Origin of the sequence: Ochrobactrum vermis (assembly GCF_002975205.1) — a bacterium.
GTDB lineage: Bacteria > Pseudomonadota > Alphaproteobacteria > Rhizobiales > Rhizobiaceae > Brucella > Brucella vermis.
The window spans coordinates 1,754,960-1,773,226 of record NZ_PCOC01000002.1; the positions used below are offsets into that span (position 1 = coordinate 1,754,960).

Here is an 18,267-nt window from a genome sequence, read left to right on the forward strand (position 1 = left end):
GGGAAGGAAATACAATCATGACAGCTATCGCTTTGTTCGGAGCGGGCGGCAAGATGGGCTACCGTCTGGCCAAGAACCTCAAGGGTTCGCGCTTTGACGTACGTCACATCGAAGTCAGCGACGCAGGCAAGGCACGTCTGAAGAACGACCTCGGCATCGACACCATTGATGCCGATGCAGGTCTCGAAGGCGCTGAAGTCGTCATTCTGGCGGTGCCGGATACCATCATCGGCAAGGTTGCTGCAGGCATCGTTGACAAGCTGAAGCCGGGCACAATGGTTATTGCGCTCGACGCAGCCGCTCCATTTGCCGGTCATCTGCCAGAGCGCGCAAACCTCACCTATTTCGTGACGCATCCTTGCCATCCCCCGATCTTCAACGACGAAACCGACATGCAGGCAAAGAAGGACCACTTCGGCGGTCTGTTTGCAAAGCAGCACATCGTTTCGGCTCTGATGCAGGGTCCAGAAGAAACCTATGCGCTTGGTGAAGAAATCGCCAAGGTCATCTGGGCACCTGTCATGCGCTCGCACCGCGTAACCGTCGAGCAGCTCGCAATCCTCGAGCCGGGCCTTTCGGAAACCGTTTGCGCTTCGCTTCTGGTCGTCATGAAGCAGGCGATGGACGAAAGCGTTCGTCGCGGCGTTCCTGAAGAAGCCGCTCGCGACTTCCTGCTCGGCCACATGAATGTTCTGGGCGCCGTCATCTTTGGCGAAGTTCAGGGCGTATTCTCCGATGCCTGCAACAAGGCAATTGAATTCGGCATTCCTGCGCTGATGCGCGACGACTGGAAGAACGTTTTCGAACCGGAAGAAATCGCAGAAAGCATCCGTCGCATTACGTGACGTCACTTGGGAGGGCGCAAGCCCTCCCCATTTACTGCCCTTTTGGGAAACGGGGCTTATTGGGAGGTCTACATGAAGTTTACACGCAGGAAAATTGCGCGCGGTTTTGCGATTGCAGCCGTTTCAGCAACATTGGCAGGTGGCGTGGTTATGCCAGCCTGGGCTGCCGATCTTATTGCGATCATCACACCATCGCATGACAATCCATTCTATAAGGCTGAAGCTGTCGGCGCAGAAGCCAAGGCCAAGGAACTTGGCTACGATACGCTGATCCTTCAGCATGACGACGACGCAACCAAGCAGTCGCAGCTCGTCGATACGGCTATCGGCCGTGGCGCCAAGGCGATCATCCTCGATAACGCCGGTTCGGAAGCATCAATTGCAGCCGTTCAGAAGGCCAAGGACGCGAAGATCCCTTCGTTCCTGATCGACCGTGAAATCAATGCCTCTGGTGTTGCGGTTTCGCAGATCGTTTCCAACAACTATCAGGGCGCACAGCTCGGTGCGGAAGAATTCGTCAAGCTGATGGGTGAAGCTGGCAATTATGTCGAACTGCTCGGTCGTGAATCCGATCTCAATGCCGGTACTCGCTCGAAGGGCTATCACGACGTCATCGACGAATATCCAGACATGAAGATGGTTGCGCAGCAGTCTGCCAACTGGAGCCAGACTGAAGCTTTCACCAAGATGCAGAGCATTCTGCAGGCAAACCCTGATATCAAGGGCGTGATTTCCGGCAACGACACCATGGCTATGGGTGCATGGGCAGCGCTTGAAGCTGCTGGCCGCAAGGACGTTATCGTTGTCGGCTTTGACGGCTCCAACGATGTGCGGGACTCCATCAAGGCTGGCGGCATCAAGGCAACTGTTCTTCAGCCAGCTTACGCTCAAGCACAGATGGCTGTCGTACAGGCTGACGAATATATCAAGACCGGTAAGGGTCCTGCTGAAGAAAAGCAGCTGATGGACTGCGTCCTCATCAATCCTGACAATGCAGACAAGCTCGAAACCTTCGCTTTGAAGGACTAACTCCCAAGGCTTGCGACATCGGGAGCGCCGACAAATGTTAGCGCTCCCCATGTGTTCCTAATACCGAGGATAAATTCATGTCAGTGCTGAAGTCAGCTTCCATTATCCTGCTGGCCTGCGGTGTCGCGCTTTCGGGCTGCAAAATCATCAAGACTCCGACAGCAGAAGAAGCCGCAGAAGCACGCGGCGATAATTTCAATCCTGATCGTTCGGTTGCCGATATCTGGGATTCAAAAGTTAAACCGTTCTTTGCCGAGAAAACTGCAACGCTCGATGAAGTGATGCAGGCAGCTTCCGCAGATGCGGATGCGGCCGGAGCAAAATACGGCCATCGCGAAAAACAGGGCAATGCCCCCTGGACCTTTGCAGCCAAGCTTGAAGGCACGGTGGTCGCCGCCGAAACGAAATCGCGCGCAGCCTACGTTGATGTCGACAGCAATGGCGATGGCAAGGCCGATGCACGCGTGCAGATCGGGCCGACCGTTCGCGGCAGCGCAATCCGCGACAGCCTGTCCTTCGTGAACTTCAACGAGTTCCGCAATCAGATCGACTGGGCTCAGTTCGGCAAGGCGTTCAACACCCGCGTCAATGACGATGTTCTTTCAAAGCTTTCGCGTGAAGATCTGGTTGGCATGAAGGTGAAAGCCGAAGGTGCTTTCCCGTTGCCGTCGAAGAGCCAGCTTCCACTTCTGACACCCGTTTCCATCTCTCTGGAGAAATAAACCATGGAGACGGAATTGAACCAGAAGGACGATATCGTCCTCAAGCTTGAGGATGTTTCCAAGGTCTACTCGGGCATTGTCGCGGTCAAGCGCGCCAATCTTGAGTTACGCCGCGGTTCGGTCAATGTGCTTGTCGGCGAAAACGGCGCTGGCAAATCCACGCTGATGAAAATCATCGCTGGCGTTGAGCGTCCGACCATGGGGAAGATCATTCTCGATGGCGAGGAAGTGTCATTCGACAATCCCGCCGACGCGCAGAAGCGCGGCATTGCGATGATCTTTCAGGAACTCAACCTGTTTTCAAACATGACGGTGGCAGAGAATATCTTTGCCACACGCGAGATTACACGCGGTTTGCGCGGCATTGATCACAAGGCGCAGGTTGTAAAAGCCAACGAATATCTCGACCGGCTCGATGCAGGCATCAGTGCAAATACGCTCGTCGCCGATCTGCCGATTGGTCAGCAGCAGCTTGTCGAAATCGCAAAGGCAATCTCGATTGATGCACGCATCGTCATTATGGACGAGCCGACATCCGCACTTTCTGCAGCCGAAGTCGACATTCTTTTCAAGGTGATCGCCGAGCTGAAAAGTCAGGGTGTGGCAATCGTCTATATTTCGCATCGTCTCGAAGAACTGATGCGGATCGGCGATTACATCACGGTTCTGCGTGACGGAAAAATCACCGGCCAGGAAGAGATCAAGAATATCGATACGCAATGGATCGTGCGTTCGATGATCGGCTCCGATGCCAAGGATTTTGCCAAGCCTGTGACCCACAAGGTCGGCGGGGAACGGTTTCGCGCTGAAAACATCACCCTGCCCCGCCCAACCGGCGGGCTGGCAGTCGATGATGTATCGCTGACCGTGCGCGCAGGTGAAGTTCTGGGCATTTACGGCCTTATGGGCGCGGGGCGCTCCGAGTTTTTCGAATGCGTCATGGGCCAGCATGGGCATTCCACCGGTAGGATCTATATTGATGGCGAGCAAGTGAAGGAGCGCGATACGACCCGTCGCATCCGGCGTGGCCTTGCCCTGATACCGGAAGATCGCCAGCGCGAAGGTCTGGTGCAGATTTTGTCGATTGCCAGCAATCTGACACTGGCAAGTCTCGACCGTCTGGCTCGCTTCTTCCACATCACGCCAAAGCGTGAAAAGCAGGCCATTCAACAGGCAATCAAAGACCTTTCGATCAAGGCACCGAACCCCGAATTCGAAGTCACTTCGATGTCAGGCGGCAATCAGCAAAAGGTTGTCATCGGCAAGGCGCTGATGACCAATCCGAAAGTTCTTCTGATGGACGAGCCATCGCGCGGCATCGATGTCGGTGCGAAGGCCGATGTCTTCCGCACCATGCGCAGGCTTGCTGCCGAAGGTCTCTCCATTCTCTTTTCAACCTCTGATCTGGAAGAAGTCATGGCGCTCTCCGATCGCATCGCGGTGCTCAGCAACGGAAAGCTGATTGCCATATTCGACCGCGATAAAGCGACGGAAGCCGACATTGTTGCCGCATCGGCCAAGGGCCACGGGCACACACATGACAACGACCACAACAAACAAACAAGGGAACTCGCGTCATGACAGCCAACACAACGGCGGCGGCCACTGACTCAACCTTTAACAGCGGCACGGCCCTGCTGACGCTGATGAAACTGAGAACCTTCATCGCGCTTTTCGCTGTGTTCATCTTCTTCTCATTCGCAGCGCCCAATTTCCTTTCTGCCGCCAACCTGATCCTGATGTCGAAGCACGTCGCCCTTAACGCATTCCTTGCAATGGGCATGACCTTCGTCATCATCACAGGCGGCATCGACCTTTCGGTCGGCTCCATTGTCGGGCTTTGCGGCATGGTTGCCGGTGGTCTGTTGATCTATGGCATTGACCTTGGCATCGGCTATACGATCTATTTCAACATCATTGAAATCTCGCTGATCACACTGGCTGTGGGTGTCGCAGTCGGCTTCATAAACGGGCTATTGATAACCAAACTGAATGTTGCGCCCTTCATCGCGACACTCGGCACGCTTTATGTAGCGCGAGGCCTGGCACTTCTGTCGTCGGATGGCCAAACCTTCCCGAACCTTGTAGGCCGTGAAGACCTGGGCACAACCGGCTTCGCCTTCCTCGGATCAGGCAGCATTCTCGGTCTTCCAGTTTCGATCTGGATTCTGATCGCCGTCGCACTAGCCGCAGCCTATATCGCGCGATACACACCACTTGGTCGCCAGATTTTTGCAGTCGGCGGCAATGAACGTGCGGCACGCATGTCGGGTATTCGCGTCGATCGCGTAAAGATGTTCGTTTATATGTTTTCGGGCTTCTGTGCGGCGATTGCTGGCCTTATCATCTCGTCCGAACTGATGTCGTCGCATCCGGCAACCGGCAACTCGTTCGAGCTGAACGCCATTGCAGCAGCCGTTCTCGGCGGCACTTCGATGTCGGGCGGACGCGGCACCATTGGCGGCACAATCATCGGTGCATTCGTTATCGGCATTCTCTCCGACGGTCTGGTCATGATGGGTGTATCGTCCTTCTGGCAGATGGTCATCAAGGGCCTTGTCATCATCATTGCCGTGGTGGTCGATCAGGCACAGCGCCGCCTCCAGCAGCGCGTTACACTCATGCAAATGGCAAAAGCGGGTTAAAAATGGCAGAATTGAATGGCGCTCTGATCGGCTGCGGTTTCTTCGCAATCAACCAGATGCATGCATGGAATGACGTTTCGAGTGCCAAAATCGTGGCAGTCTGCGACCGCGATCCTGAGCGGTTGAAGATTGTCGGCGACCAGTTTGGGATCGAACGCCGCTACACGGATGCGCAGGCGCTGTTTGCAGATGGCGGCATCGACTTTGTCGATATCGCCACCACGGTTTCAAGCCATCGCGCTCTGGTGGAACTTGCTGCTGCCCACAAGGTGCCAGCAATCTGCCAGAAGCCTTTTGCCAAAACGCTTGATGATGCAAAGGCCATGGTGAAGGTCTGCGACGAAGCAGGCATTCCGCTCATGGTGCATGAAAACTTCCGCTGGCAGACGCCTATTCAGGCGGTGCGCAAGGCACTCGACAGTGGCGTCATCGGCACGCCGTTCTGGGGACGTTTCTCCTTCCGCTCGGGCTTCGACGTGTTTTCCGGGCAGCCATATCTTGCAGAAGGCGAACGCTTCATCATCGAAGATTTAGGCATTCATACGCTTGATATTGCACGCTTCATTCTGGGCGATGTGACCAGCCTTGTTGCTCGCACAAAGCGTGTGAACCCGAAGATCAAGGGTGAAGATGTAGCAACCATTCTTATGGATCATGAGAATGGCGCTACTTCCATTGTTGACGTAAGCTATGCCACCAAGCTCGAAACCGATCCTTTCCCCGAAACGCTCATTGAAATAGACGGCACCGAAGGTTCGATCCGGCTTTATCAGGGTTATCGCCTTGAAGTGATTACGCCGAACGGCACCACGGTTTCCGACGTTTCGCCAAAACTGCTCTCATGGGCCTCACGTCCTTGGCACAATATTCAGGAAAGCGTTTTTGCCATTCAACAGCATTGGGTGGACAAGCTGGAAACTCGCGAAGAAACCTCGACATCGGGTGCGGATAATCTAAAGACTTTCGCGCTTGTCGAAGCCGCCTATGACAGTGCCGCAAGCGGCAATCGCGTCGACATTACGGCGTTGCTCAAATGAGCAACGTCGATCCTTTCCTGCTCTATGGAACGCCAGAAGCCGAAGCTCAGCCAACGCACCTAAAAGCGGGCTTGCTTGGCCTGGATTTAAGCGACGGCAATCTTCGCACCATCACTTATGACGGCGTCGAAGTTTTGCGCGCGGTCTCCTATCTCGTGCGGGATCGAGACTGGGGAACATACAACCCGGAAATCCATGATCTGAATGTCGAGCAAAACGACAGCGGTTTCATTGTCACCTATCAGGCACGTTGCGAAGGCCCGGATGCGACCCAACTCACCATTGATGTCCGCATTCAGGCAGAGAGTGGCGGTACGCTCACTTTCGATGCCGTAGCGAATACGGCGACAGGCTTTGAAACCAACCGGTGCGGCTTTTGCATTCTGCATCCAATCGTCGGCGTGGCGGGCTCACCTGTGAGCATCGAGCATGTCGACGGTACACTTAACAAGACTCGCCTGCCCGATCTGATTGAACCATGGCAGCCTTTGAAGGACATGCGCGCGATCATCCATGAGGCCATGCCCGGCGTTTCAGCCGAATGCCGCATGGAAGGCGATACGTTTGAGATGGAAGATCAGCGCAACTGGTCCGATGCATCTTACAAAACCTATGTGCGTCCGCTGGCCTTGCCATGGCCTTACCAGATCGAAGCCGCTAAACCCCAGCATCAGCGCATCGTGCTCAACATTTCCGACACACGCGCGGCGACACCAAATAGCACTCAATATGCGGAGCCGGTGGGCATCACGCTTGGTGACGCAAGCGGCAGAATGCCGAATGTCGGCATTATCATCACACCTGAAGAAGCCAAAGCAAGCCTCGCTGCAATTGATCTGTTGCAGGAAATTGGCCCGCAGGATTTGTTATTTCATTATGATCCGCTGGCAGGGCACAAAGGTTTGGCCTTTGCGGATTTTGCTGCCTTGGCTACGAAGCATAGTGGGCGCGTTTCGCTCGAAATTGCATTGCCTTGCGCGAAATCGCTCATCGAAGAGACGACTGCAATCGCTTCTGACATGAAAGCGGCTGGCTTTAACCCAGATGCGGTCATTGTTTCACCGGCTATAGATCGGCAGTCGACACCGCCCGGCAGCGAATGGCTACCCTGCCCCCCGCTTGAAGATGTTTATGCAGCAGCAAGAGCAGCCTTCCCGAATGTGCGGCTTGGTGGCGGAATGCTGAGCTATTTCACCGAACTTAATCGCAAGCGCATTCCGGGCGAGCTTGTTGATTTCGTCACCCATTGCACCAATCCAATTGTTCATGCCGCTGATGATCTGAGCGTTATGCAAACACTGGAGGCGCTGCCTTTCATTACCCGTTCGGTGCGCGCGATCTACGGCGACAAACCCTATCGCATTGGACCGTCCACCATCCCCATGCGTCAGAATCCTTATGGCAGCCGAACGATGGAAAACCTGAATGGTAAACGCATTGCTATGGCCAATCGTGATCCGCGCCACAACGGAAACTTCGCAGAAGTGTTTGCTATGGCTTATGCGACACAAATTCTGGATGCAGAACTCGATAATCTCATATTATCGGCACTCACGGGTTCTTTCGGCCTAAAAGCACAAGAAGGCGAACCGACACCCGCAGGTGGAAAACGTCCGCTTTTCAACACAATAAAAACTTTGGCCGAGCTAGCGGGACAGAAATGGCAGCAGCTTATCTCGTCACGGCCTGAGCGTGTTCTGGGCTTTGCAACCAAACAAGAACTCTGGCTGATGAATATTACGGCACAGCCTCAAACTGTCAGCATCGTCCAGTTCAAGGAGATTATCCTCGCACCCTATTCCGTTCGTAGCTTGAGGCGCTCTTAATTCTAGCCAAGTCGCTGTTACATTCTGGTCAAAGACTTCTAATCGGAACATTAAATGATTTATGCCCACCAGCAAAAAACTGATGGGCATAAAACAATATTTTTCAATGAATTAAATCAAGTCTGGCGCGCTATGCAGACCCAAATCATTCCCACTCGATGGTGCCGGGCGGCTTCGAGGTCACGTCGTAGACGACGCGGTTGATGCCGCGAACTTCATTGATGATGCGGGTGGCCGCATTGCCGAGGAAGTTCATATCGTAGTGGTAGAAATCCGCCGTCATGCCGTCTACCGAAGTTACGGCGCGCAGCGCGCAGACGAATTCATAAGTGCGGCCATCGCCCATCACGCCAACGGTTTGCACCGGCAACAAAACAGCGAAAGCCTGCCAGATGGCATCGTAGAGGCCAGCCTTGCGGATTTCGTCGAGATAGATCGCATCGGCTTCGCGCAGGATCTCCAGCTTGTCGCGGGTAATGCCGCCCGGGCAGCGGATGGCAAGGCCCGGACCCGGGAACGGGTGACGGCCAATGAAGCTGTCCGGCAGGCCGAGTTCCTTGCCGAGCATACGCACTTCGTCCTTGAACAATTCGCGCAGCGGCTCGACGAGCTGCATCTTCATGCGCTCGGGCAGACCGCCCACATTGTGGTGCGACTTGATCGTGACCGAAGGACCGCCGGTGAACGAAACGCTTTCGATGACATCCGGATAGAGCGTGCCCTGCACGAGGAAATCCGCGCCGCCGAGCTTCTTGGCTTCTTCCTCGAACACTTCGATGAAGAGACGGCCAATCGTCTTGCGCTTCTTTTCCGGATCGCTTTCGCCTTCCAGCTCGCCGATGAAACGGTCGGCTGCATCCACCAGGATCAGCGGAAGGTTATAATGTTCGCGGAACATTTCCACGACCTGCTGCGCCTCGTTTTTGCGCATCAGACCGTGATCGACGAGAATGCAAGTCAGCTGGTCGCCAATGGCTTCATGCGCCAGAAGGGCCGCAACGGACGAATCCACACCGCCGGAAAGAGCGCAGATAACCTTGCCGCTGCCGACCTGCTTGCGAATTGCCTCTACGGCCTGTTCGCGATAGGCGCCCATCGTCCAGCCTGGCTTCACGCCGACGATGCGATGAACGAAATTCTGCAAGAGCTTCGCGCCATCCGGCGTATGCACGACTTCCGGGTGGAACTGCACGCCGTAATATTTGCGCTTTTCATCGGCGATGGCCGCGAAAGGTGCGTTCGGCGAAGTGCCTATGATGGTGAAACCGTCGGGAAGCGAGGTGACGCGGTCACCATGGCTCATCCAGACCTGATGGCGGGTGCCCTTGGCCCAGATGCCTGCGAAAAGCGGGCTGTCTTCTTGCACGTCGAGGAAGGCGCGACCGAATTCGCGGTCATGGCCGCTTTCGACCTTGCCGCCCAGCTGGGCGCACATGGTCTGTTCGCCATAGCAGATGCCGAGAACCGGAATGCCTTGGTCGAAGACCGCCTGCGGTGCGCGCGGCGAACCAATGTCGGTCGTCGAATGCGGGCTGCCCGAGAGGATGACGCCTTTTGGCTTCAACCGCTTGAATGCCTCTTCCGCAGACTGGAACGGGACGATTTCGCAATAGACATTGGCTTCGCGTACACGTCGCGCAATTAGCTGCGTGACTTGGCTGCCAAAGTCGATGATGAGGATTGTGTCAGGATGTGCCGTGGTGCTCATGTGCAGCATCTATTTAAAAAGTGACCGGGATGCAATGGCTATATGGGGTATCGACGTCGTGCTCAACAAGTGCATTGTCAAAAAAGGGCCTATACTGACACACTGTTGTCAGGAGCAAACAGGAGTCCGTTGGCGATTGCGCCTTCTAATCGCTCGACGGCATTAGCCAGCTTCTCATCGATAATATGCAGATACTGAGTCCAGTCCCCTACGTGCTGCAATTCGCTTGCACCATCGGAAATACCGCGGAGACCTACAAGCGGAACTCCTGCAAGCTGGCATGCACGCAGACAGGCATATGTTTCCATATCGACCATATCTGCCTCAATTGACGCATAGGCCTTACCGGAAATGATATTTGCGCCCGTCGAAAGCGAAGCGGCGGCGACTCCCGGCACGGATATCGGGAGCTCAATCACTCTGGGCAGGTCAAGAAAAGGCGTTGTGCCTTTTTCAAACCCAAGTGGCGAAGCATCCATGTCGCGATACGATACACATGACGCCTGAAACACTTCGGCTTGTGGCAATTTTGCTGAGCCTGCAGAGCCAAGTGAAACCACGAGGTCAGGCTTTTCGCCCGCCTGCACCATACTTGCAAGAGCATAGGCAAGATTGGCGGCGGCTTCGACCGGTCCTACCCCCGTCATGAGTGGTGTAAAGAGTTTCGCCAGATGACGCCCATATTCGGCATCGACAGCCATAACGTAAAGCAGGCGCTTTCCGGCGACAGTTTTCATCATCCCTGCAGGCCTTTTCTGTCCTGCACGACCATCATTGTTCCGGTCATGGTTGCTATGAGGCGCACTTCCGTGTCGGTAACCGCGAATGCCTGCCCGTCGCTGACCATGATCGTGCGGCCGGGCTTGGTGACCTCGCCGCGAAACAGGAACCGTTCCCCCTTGCCGGGTGCCAACAGATTTACCTTGAATTCGATAGTCAGCACGGCGGCATCGGACGGCATCAGCGTCAGTGCCGCATATCCACAGGCGGAATCGAGCGCAGCAGAAATCATGCCAGCATGGAGAATGCCGTGCTGTTGCGTTAGTTCCTCGCGAAACGGCATCTCGACTTCCACGATACCGGGCTCACAACGTGTCAGTTCTGCGCCGATGAGTTTCATGGCAGCCTGCCGCCCGAAACTTTCCTCGATGCGTTCCTTGAAATCCGGTTCGGCTATGCGATGCGCTGACATTTATTCCCCGATGTCTTGGAGCATTTCCAGCAAACGTGCGTAGCGGTTTTGCGTAGGATAATACTTAAAAACAATTAGATAGAGCGGGTCCACGATTCCATTTTAACCGGAACCGCCCTAAGTCGCTTTCTTCATGACGCTTACATAAAACCCGTCCGTGCCGGTGGACAATGGGGAAAATACACTACCATGCGACGGAAACACCGGTTCTGCGCCATCGGCATCCGTGACGACCGACTGCCACAAGGCTTGCGAAGGCATTTCCGTGAAATCGGGATTGTCGGCCAGAAAGCGCGCAACCTGCCGCGTGTTTTCCTCTACGAACAGCGAACAGGTGACATAGGCTAGCCGCCCGCCCGGCTTCACATAATGCTTGGCCGCCTCCAGCACTTCTAGCTGGTCCTGAACCCGGCGCTCCAGCTGCTGGTCGTTAAGACGCCACTTCGCATCGGGGCGGCGGCGCCATGTGCCGGAACCCGTGCAAGGCGCATCGGTTAGCACGAGGTCCATCTGACCCGTGAGCGGGTCGAGTGCATCAATATTTCCATGCACCTGCGTATTGCGCACTCCTGCGCGCTGCAATCGCTCATGCATGGGCGAAAGCCGCGCACGTTCCGCATCATAAGCGTGCACCTGCCCCTTGTTCTGCATTGCTGCTGCAAGCGCCAGCGTCTTACCGCCCGCACCCGCGCAATAGTCAAGTACCTGCTGGCCTGGCTTTGCACCAGCAAAAAGCGCGGCGAGCTGCGAGCCCAGATCCTGCACCTCGAACCAGCCATCAAGAAAGGCCTGTTCGCCCTGCACATTCGGATGACGGCCCAGCGCTTCAATCGGCGGAATGCGCAATGCCTGTGCCAGAAATGGCGCAGGGGCAGCGCCCGCCTTTTCCAAGGCTGCGAGCGTTTGTTCAGGCTTCGCTTTCAGGCTGTTGACGCGCAGATCGACTGGCGGGCGGGTGGCAAGCGCCTTGCCTTCCTCGACCCAGCGCGCACCGAAAAGCTCCTGAAGCGAAGCAGCGCACCATTCCGGCACGTCGGCCTGAACATAGTCGGGCGCGCCAGCAATATCGCGGCTTTCCCACGCGACACGACGCGCCTGCTCCAGCGTTTCCGGCGCAAACTTGTCGCCGTCCAGCGCCGCGTCGATGGCTACGATATCCATGCCGCCATCAGCCAGTAGAGCGCCGAATGCCAAAGCGCGTGCATCATCAGCGTCCATGCGCCATGCAATGGACAGCTTACGACGCAGCGCGTCATAGACGATATTGCCGATCACAGCGCGGTCGCCTGCGCCTGCGAAACGATGGGAAGCGCCCCAATCCTTCAGCACGTCTGAAGCCGGGCGCGTCCCTGCTTCAATCTCGCCTAAAACCTCGATAGCCGCCTGCAAACGTCCGCCAAGCCGCATTGTGTCTCCTTCTCGAATGCCTGCTCGGGCATAGCCTTCATTACAGGGAAAAGGCAATCGGCAAATCAAAACAAAAAGCCGGAGCGGCAAGCTCCGGCTTTCTTTCAAGCTTTTAAAGACGGATTATTCAGCCGCCGTGGCCTCTTCATTGGTGGCAATCGTGTTGGCTTCGTAGCCATGCACTACCTTCAGCGCTTTGCGCACACCGGCTTCGTAGTCGGGATGGATCAGCTTGAAGTGACCGAGCTGACGCTCGACGATGAAGCCTGGCACCCCACCCATTGCCGCGGCAATGTTGGAGAACAAGCGCTGTTTCTGCCCGTCATCGAACAGATTGAACAGAGCTCGCGGCTGCGAGTAGTCGTCGTTACCAACACGATGATCATAACGATCGGCATTGCCGGAAAGACGCAGCGGCGGTTCCTTGGCTGACGGCTGCTCGACCGGGCCGTTAAACGAATTCGGCTCGTAATAAGCATCCGGATTGCCGGTCTTGATGCCGCCATAGACATTCATCTGACCATCGCGGTGGTAGTGATGAACCGGACACTTCGGCTGATTGACCGGAATGCTCTCATAATGCGTGCCAAGACGGTGACGATGTGCATCCGCATAAGAGAAGACCCGCGCCTGCAGCATCTTGTCGGGCGAATAGCTGATGCCCGGTACAATATTCGACGGTGAGAAAGCTGCGTTCTCAATCTCGGTGAAGTAGTTTTCCGGATTGCGGTTCAGCTCCATGATGCCGATATCGATCGGCGGATAGTCAGCATGCGGCCAGACCTTGGTGAGATCGAACGGATTGTACGGCGTCCTGTCGGCATCAAGTTCCGGCATGATCTGGACCTGGACCTTCCACTTCGGGAAATCTCCCTTGTCGATGGAGGTAAACAGGTCTTCCTGTGTGGATTCACGCGTACGGCCAATCACATTCTCGGCTTCTGCATTGGTCCAGTGCTTATGACCTTGCATGGTCTTGAAATGAAACTTGACCCAATAGCGTTCACCCGCATCGTTCCAAAACGAATAAGTATGAGAACCGTATCCGTTGATATGGCGCACATCGGTCGGCAAGCCGCGATCCGACATCAGGATCGTCACCTGATGCAGACTTTCCGGCGAGAGCGACCAGAAATCCCACATGGCAGTCGCCGAACGCAGGTTCGTCTTGGGATGGCGCTTCTGGGTGTGAATGAAATCCGGGAACTTGACCGGATCGCGCACGAAGAACACAGGGGTATTGTTACCGACCAGATCCCAATTGCCTTCCTCCGTATAAAACTTGAGGGCAAAGCCGCGCACATCACGCTCCGCATCAGCCGCACCCTGCTCACCGGCTACGGTCGAGAAGCGCGCCAGCATCGGCGTCTTGGCACCTGGCTGCAGAGCCTTGGCTTTGGTGTATTTCGAAATATCACCGGTAATGGTCAGCGTACCATGAGCACCCCAACCCTTGGCGTGGACAGCACGCTCTGGAATGCGCTCGCGGTTCTGATGGCTCAGTTTTTCAATGAGCTGATAATCCTGCATCAAGAGAGGGCCGCGCTCGCCCGCACTCAGGGAATTCTGGTTGTCCGGTATCGGAGCGCCTGCACTCGTCGTCATTGTCGGGCGATCTGCCATGGGAATTCCCTCCTGAAAAATCAATATTGGAATGCGACTAGCCTTGCTGGAAGCATGACACAGTTCGTCCGCGTCATGCCGTGGCTAGGTAACGGCCTCAGATTAGACCCATTCCAATCATAATCTCCAATTGCTTTTCCGATTATTTTCGATAAGTTTTTCCTATCATGTTCACTGTACGTCAAATGCGCTATTTCGAAGCGCTTGCCACCACGCTGCATTTCCGCAAAGCCGCGCAACTGGCACACGTCTCCCAACCCGCGCTATCGGCCCAGATCGCGGAAATGGAAGCCCTTGCAGGCGCGCCGCTCTTTGAGCGCTCTCACCGGCAGGTCATAATGACAGAGCTTGGCAAGCAACTTTATCCGGGTATCCAGACAGTCTTGCGCGAACTTCACGCACTTGAAGAAATAGCCGCGCAAAGCCGGGGGTTGCTGCAAACGAGGCTACGGCTAGGCATCATTCCTACCGTCGCACCTTATCTGGTTCCCGTTCTCATTCCCCTTTTGCGCGAACGGCATCCGTCGTTCCGCCTTCAATTGCGGGAAAGCGTAACCGCGAAACTTCTCGATGAACTACATGCGGGTGAAATCGATGCGATAGTGGCCGCTTTACCAATTGACGACGAACGGCTTGCGCAAAGAAAACTGTTTGATGACCATTTTCTGATCGCGACCTCCACCGATGATCGAACCGTTCTGGCTTCGCCCATGACACAGGACAACGTCGCTCTCGATCGTTTGCTCCTGTTGGAAGAAGGACATTGCATGAGGGAGCAGGCATTGGCCGTCTGTTCTCTGCCTTCGCAACGCCAACTTGTAAAGTACGGTGCCACCAGCATGACCACCCTTTTACAAATGGTAAGCCATGGCATGGGACTGACATTGATTCCAGAGATAGCAGTGCGTGCCGAAACTCGTGGCAATCATATGCGCATCGTCCCTTTTGATGGCGAACAGCCAAAACGAGAGATTGCGCTTTTCTGGCGTCGACAGAGTATGCGCCGCAAGGATTTTCAGGCGCTTGGCGATTGCGTCGTGGAAAGCGCCACCAAGCTCCTTATCAATCCAAAAGAACTAGAAATTCTCACAAAATGAAAGGGCGGCTTTAAGCCGCCCTTTCATGAATGCACTGAAACCAGACCTCACATACCGCCCGGATAATTCGGGCTTTCACGTGTAATGGAGACGCCATGAGAATGGCTCTCCCGCAAGCCGGCGTTGGAAATGCGCACAAAGGTTGCTTTCTCGCGGAACTCTGCCAACGTTTTTGCGCCTACATAGCCCATGGATGCACGCAGACCACCAGCGAGCTGGTGCAAAACTGCGGAAATCGGACCCTTATAGGCTACCTGCCCTTCAATACCTTCCGGTACAAGCTTCAGTTCGTCCCGCACTTCCGCCTGGAAGTAGCGGTCAGCCGAACCGCGAGCCATAGCACCGACCGACCCCATACCACGATAAGCTTTGAACGAACGGCCCTGATGCAGATAGACTTCGCCGGGGCTTTCTTCCGTACCGGCCAGCAGAGAACCAGCCATCGCCGCGACCGCTCCAGCGGCCAGCGCTTTGGCAAAATCGCCAGAGAACTTGATGCCGCCATCTGCGATCACCGGGATATTCTGCTTTTGTGCAGCCTCAACGGCTGACATGATGGCCGAAAGCTGCGGAACGCCGACGCCGGCAACGATACGCGTAGTGCAGATCGAGCCCGGTCCGATACCTACCTTGACTGCATCCGCTCCAGCATCGATCAGCGCCTGCGTACCGGCAGTCGTCGCCACATTGCCAGCAAGAATTGCGACATTCGGATAGGCTTTCTTGATACGAGCAACAGCGTCAAGAACACGCTGCGAATGGCCGTGCGCAGTATCCACGACCAGCAGATCGACGCCCGCTTCAATCAGGCGCTCCGCACGTTCGTAACCGTCTTCACCGACGCTGGTTGCTGCGGCAGCGCGCAGACGCCCCTGAACATCCTTGGCGGCATTCGGATTGAGCTGCGACTTTTCAATGTCCTTGACCGTCACCAGGCCGACACAACGGCCCTGGTCATCAACGACAAGAAGCTTTTCAATGCGATGAGCGTGCAAGAGACGCTTTGCTTCGTCCTGATTGACGTTCTCGCGAACCGTAATGAGGTTTTCGCGGGTCATCAGCTCGTGGATTTTCTGCTTTGGATCAGAAGCGAAACGGACGTCGCGATTGGTCAAGATCCCAACAAGTCGTCCGGGGCCTTTGGTTGCATTCTCAACGACTGGAATGCCAGAAATTCTGTGCGCCTTCATCAATGCCTGCGCATCCGCCAATGTGGCATCTGGCCCGATGGTGACCGGATTTACAACCATACCGGATTCGAACTTCTTCACCTGACGAACTTCTTCGGCCTGACGCTCCGGCGTCAGATTGCGATGAATGACGCCGATGCCACCGGCCTGCGCCATTGCAATGGCCAAGCGGGATTCCGTCACGGTGTCCATGGCAGCAGACAGAAGAGGAAGGTTAAGTTCGATATCCTTGGCGATGCGCGTGCGCAGATCAACCTGCCCCGGCATTACTTCGGAATGGCCCGGCTGCAACAGCACATCGTCGAATGTGAGAGCGAGAGCGCCAGTGGACGATTCCACGATTTTAGCCATTGCCAATTCCTTTGCCGATTTATTGAATGAGAAAAGCCGCCTCTCCGGAATATGTCCGGGAGCAGCGACGAGTCTGGTTTGCTAGGTTGAATTGGCACCGGCTGGTAACACGGTTATGACCAAATGGAAAGCCTTTTACTGACAAGTTTCAGTTACCGATAAGGATTTGCGTGGTAAATCTCCGCGCATATCGAATTCGGGCAGCAACAGGTTTGCAGGGGCAAAGTGAGAAAATCCTATAAACGCGTTCCGCTTATCCGCCGGTCAAGAGCCATGTGGATGTCCCCACATGTCTGGAAACCACGGCTGGTCTTCTGGTGCGGCGCATTGGCCATAGGCCTTATCAGCGTCGGCTTTGCCGAAGCTGCTGACATTGCACAAGATTGGTTCAAGACCCTTACGAGCGGAAGTGGCTGGCGCACGTGGCTTCCCCTGCTTATCACCCCTCTGGGGTTTATGGCCTGTTCCTGGATTGCTCTCTCCTGGTTTCCGAATTCCGGCGGAAGCGGCATCCCGCAGGCAATCGCCGCGCGTCACTTGCAAGATCATGAAGATCGATCCCTACTGCTTTCGATCCGAACAGCCGTCGGTAAAATCGTGCTTACTCTGGTAGGGCTTTTCAGTGGCGCATCCATCGGGCGTGAAGGCCCTACCGTGCAGATCGGTGCGTCCATCATGATGCAGTCGGCGCGTTTCGGCGGCATGGAACAAGCACGTGGCCTCATTCTCGCCGGCTCGGCGGCAGGTATTGCGGCTGCTTTCAACACACCTTTAGCGGGTGTCGTCTTTGCCATCGAGGAAATGGGGCGTGCCTATGCTGCCCGAACCAATGGGCTTGTATTATCCGCCGTCATTCTCGCCGGCCTTGCTTCGCTTGGTCTCGTCGGCAACTATAATTATTTTGGCCTAACCACCGTTACGGCCTCGACTGGCAAGGACTGGATTCTGGTGATCGCCTGTGGGGTAATCGGCGGAGCACTCGGAGCCGCTTTCAGCGCACTCGCGCTTGAACTGGGGCGTCGTGTGAGACGCCGCATTCAAAAAGCCCCTCTCCGCAATGCAGTATTTTTCGCGGGGATCTGCGGCCTTCTGGTAGCAATCATCGGGATTGCCTCCGGCGGATCTACCTTCGGCGCAGGCTACGATCAGGCTCGAAGCGCAGTTGAAGGGCTAGCCCTTCCACCTCTCTACTTCGTAGGAAAATTTCTCGCCGGGCTACTTTCTATGATATCGGGGATACCAGGTGGCATTTTCGCGCCGTCGCTCTCGGTCGGCGCAGGTCTTGGCAGCACAATCGGTCTTGTTCTTGGAACCAGTGCCAGCCTGGCGGCCGTGCTCGGAATGGCTGGCTATTTTGCTGGTGTCGTGCAGGCGCCCATGACTGCTTTTGTCATCATTCTGGAAATGACGGGTAATCATAACAACGTCATCCCCCTCATGTGTGCATCAATGCTGGGTTATGGCACCGCACGGCTTATCTCAAATGAACCGCTCTATCACGCCCTCTCGCGTGATTATGTGGCTGACGTACTGCGCCAGCGCCGAGCACGCGAAAAGAATACGCTCTCTTAACAGAAAAAATGGAGGAGAAAACT

15 protein-coding genes are annotated in these 18,267 nt (G+C 55.5%); 9 read left to right on the forward strand and 6 right to left on the reverse strand.

The features are described from left to right. Positions 1–17: 17 nt before the first annotated feature. The 7 genes from CQZ93_RS22430 (at position 18) to apnL (ending at position 8,104) form a co-directional block, all read left to right on the forward strand. Positions 18–845 carry a phosphogluconate dehydrogenase C-terminal domain-containing protein gene (locus tag CQZ93_RS22430; protein ID WP_105544738.1) on the forward strand — a complete coding sequence of 276 codons (828 nt, stop codon included), beginning with the start codon at positions 18–20 and terminating at the stop codon, positions 843–845. Positions 846–917: 72 nt separating this feature from the next. After that, complete coding sequence (locus CQZ93_RS22435; protein WP_105544739.1) at positions 918–1,874, forward strand: D-ribose ABC transporter substrate-binding protein; 957 nt, start codon at positions 918–920, stop codon at positions 1,872–1,874. A gap of 77 nt (positions 1,875–1,951) precedes the next feature. Next, entirely contained in the window at positions 1,952–2,596 is a 645-nt protein-coding gene (locus CQZ93_RS22440) for a DUF2291 family protein (RefSeq protein ID WP_105544740.1), read from the forward strand. Between the two features lie 3 nt (positions 2,597–2,599). After that, positions 2,600–4,177 carry a sugar ABC transporter ATP-binding protein gene (locus tag CQZ93_RS22445; RefSeq protein WP_105544741.1) on the forward strand — a complete coding sequence of 526 codons (1,578 nt, stop codon included), beginning with the start codon at positions 2,600–2,602 and terminating at the stop codon, positions 4,175–4,177. Then, positions 4,174–5,241 carry an ABC transporter permease gene (locus CQZ93_RS22450; RefSeq protein ID WP_105544742.1) on the forward strand — a complete coding sequence of 356 codons (1,068 nt, stop codon included), beginning with the start codon at positions 4,174–4,176 and terminating at the stop codon, positions 5,239–5,241. Before CQZ93_RS22445 ends, CQZ93_RS22450 begins: the two co-directional genes overlap by 4 nt. A 2-nt stretch (positions 5,242–5,243) precedes the next feature. Continuing rightward, positions 5,244–6,278, forward strand: coding sequence for a Gfo/Idh/MocA family protein (locus CQZ93_RS22455; protein ID WP_105544743.1), 1,035 nt, complete (start codon positions 5,244–5,246; stop codon positions 6,276–6,278). Beyond that, a complete protein-coding gene (apnL, locus tag CQZ93_RS22460) occupies positions 6,275–8,104 on the forward strand; it encodes a D-apionate lactonase (protein WP_105544744.1) in 1,830 nt (609 codons plus the stop codon). The genes CQZ93_RS22455 and apnL overlap by 4 nt, the downstream gene beginning before the upstream one ends. A gap of 145 nt (positions 8,105–8,249) precedes the next feature. On the opposite strand, the gene guaA is transcribed toward apnL, so the two are convergent. The 5 genes from guaA to katA form a co-directional block, all read right to left on the reverse strand. Next, positions 8,250–9,812 carry a glutamine-hydrolyzing GMP synthase gene (gene guaA, locus CQZ93_RS22465; RefSeq protein ID WP_105545266.1) on the reverse strand — a complete coding sequence of 521 codons (1,563 nt, stop codon included), beginning with the start codon at positions 9,810–9,812 and terminating at the stop codon, positions 8,250–8,252. Positions 9,813–9,901: 89 nt separating this feature from the next. After that, complete coding sequence (locus CQZ93_RS22470; protein WP_105544745.1) at positions 9,902–10,552, reverse strand: 5'-methylthioadenosine/S-adenosylhomocysteine nucleosidase; 651 nt, start codon at positions 10,550–10,552, stop codon at positions 9,902–9,904. Next, a complete protein-coding gene (locus tag CQZ93_RS22475) occupies positions 10,549–11,004 on the reverse strand; it encodes a PaaI family thioesterase (protein WP_105544746.1) in 456 nt (151 codons plus the stop codon). Before CQZ93_RS22475 ends, CQZ93_RS22470 begins: the two co-directional genes overlap by 4 nt. Before the next feature lie 117 nt (positions 11,005–11,121). Then, entirely contained in the window at positions 11,122–12,411 is a 1,290-nt protein-coding gene (locus CQZ93_RS22480; protein WP_105544747.1) for an RsmB/NOP family class I SAM-dependent RNA methyltransferase, read from the reverse strand. Between the two features lie 123 nt (positions 12,412–12,534). Then, positions 12,535–14,034, reverse strand: a complete 1,500-nt coding sequence (katA, locus tag CQZ93_RS22485) for a catalase KatA (RefSeq protein ID WP_105544748.1) — start codon at positions 14,032–14,034, stop codon at positions 12,535–12,537. A gap of 167 nt (positions 14,035–14,201) precedes the next feature. Between katA and CQZ93_RS22490 the strand changes: the two genes are divergently transcribed. Then, on the forward strand, positions 14,202–15,131 hold the full coding sequence (locus CQZ93_RS22490) for a hydrogen peroxide-inducible genes activator (protein WP_105544749.1): 930 nt from the start codon (positions 14,202–14,204) through the stop codon (positions 15,129–15,131). A 47-nt stretch (positions 15,132–15,178) separates the two neighbouring features. Here CQZ93_RS22490 and guaB read toward each other — a convergent pair whose 3' ends face one another. Beyond that, positions 15,179–16,672, reverse strand: a complete 1,494-nt coding sequence (gene guaB, locus CQZ93_RS22495; protein WP_105544750.1) for an IMP dehydrogenase — start codon at positions 16,670–16,672, stop codon at positions 15,179–15,181. 225 nt (positions 16,673–16,897) lie between these two features. Here guaB and CQZ93_RS22500 point away from each other — a divergent pair, with 225 nt between their 5' ends. Beyond that, positions 16,898–18,244: a chloride channel protein gene (locus CQZ93_RS22500; RefSeq protein ID WP_105544751.1), complete on the forward strand. Its 1,347-nt coding sequence runs from the start codon at positions 16,898–16,900 to the stop codon at positions 18,242–18,244. Positions 18,245–18,267 lie beyond the last annotated feature (23 nt).

Coding starts and splice junctions, on each gene's coding strand:
- CQZ93_RS22430 (WP_105544738.1), top strand. CDS start 18: ATGACAGCTATCGCTTTGTTCGGAGCGGGCGGCAAGATGGGCTACCGT.
- CQZ93_RS22470 (WP_105544745.1), bottom strand. CDS start 10,552: ATGATGAAAACTGTCGCCGGAAAGCGCCTGCTTTACGTTATGGCTGTC.
- CQZ93_RS22445 (WP_105544741.1), top strand. CDS start 2,600: ATGGAGACGGAATTGAACCAGAAGGACGATATCGTCCTCAAGCTTGAG.
- CQZ93_RS22490 (WP_105544749.1), top strand. CDS start 14,202: ATGTTCACTGTACGTCAAATGCGCTATTTCGAAGCGCTTGCCACCACG.
- guaA (WP_105545266.1), bottom strand. CDS start 9,812: ATGAGCACCACGGCACATCCTGACACAATCCTCATCATCGACTTTGGC.
- CQZ93_RS22435 (WP_105544739.1), top strand. CDS start 918: ATGAAGTTTACACGCAGGAAAATTGCGCGCGGTTTTGCGATTGCAGCC.
- CQZ93_RS22475 (WP_105544746.1), bottom strand. CDS start 11,004: ATGTCAGCGCATCGCATAGCCGAACCGGATTTCAAGGAACGCATCGAG.
- apnL (WP_105544744.1), top strand. CDS start 6,275: ATGAGCAACGTCGATCCTTTCCTGCTCTATGGAACGCCAGAAGCCGAA.
- katA (WP_105544748.1), bottom strand. CDS start 14,034: ATGGCAGATCGCCCGACAATGACGACGAGTGCAGGCGCTCCGATACCG.
- CQZ93_RS22455 (WP_105544743.1), top strand. CDS start 5,244: ATGGCAGAATTGAATGGCGCTCTGATCGGCTGCGGTTTCTTCGCAATC.
- CQZ93_RS22480 (WP_105544747.1), bottom strand. CDS start 12,411: ATGCGGCTTGGCGGACGTTTGCAGGCGGCTATCGAGGTTTTAGGCGAG.
- guaB (WP_105544750.1), bottom strand. CDS start 16,672: ATGGCTAAAATCGTGGAATCGTCCACTGGCGCTCTCGCTCTCACATTC.
- CQZ93_RS22440 (WP_105544740.1), top strand. CDS start 1,952: ATGTCAGTGCTGAAGTCAGCTTCCATTATCCTGCTGGCCTGCGGTGTC.
- CQZ93_RS22450 (WP_105544742.1), top strand. CDS start 4,174: ATGACAGCCAACACAACGGCGGCGGCCACTGACTCAACCTTTAACAGC.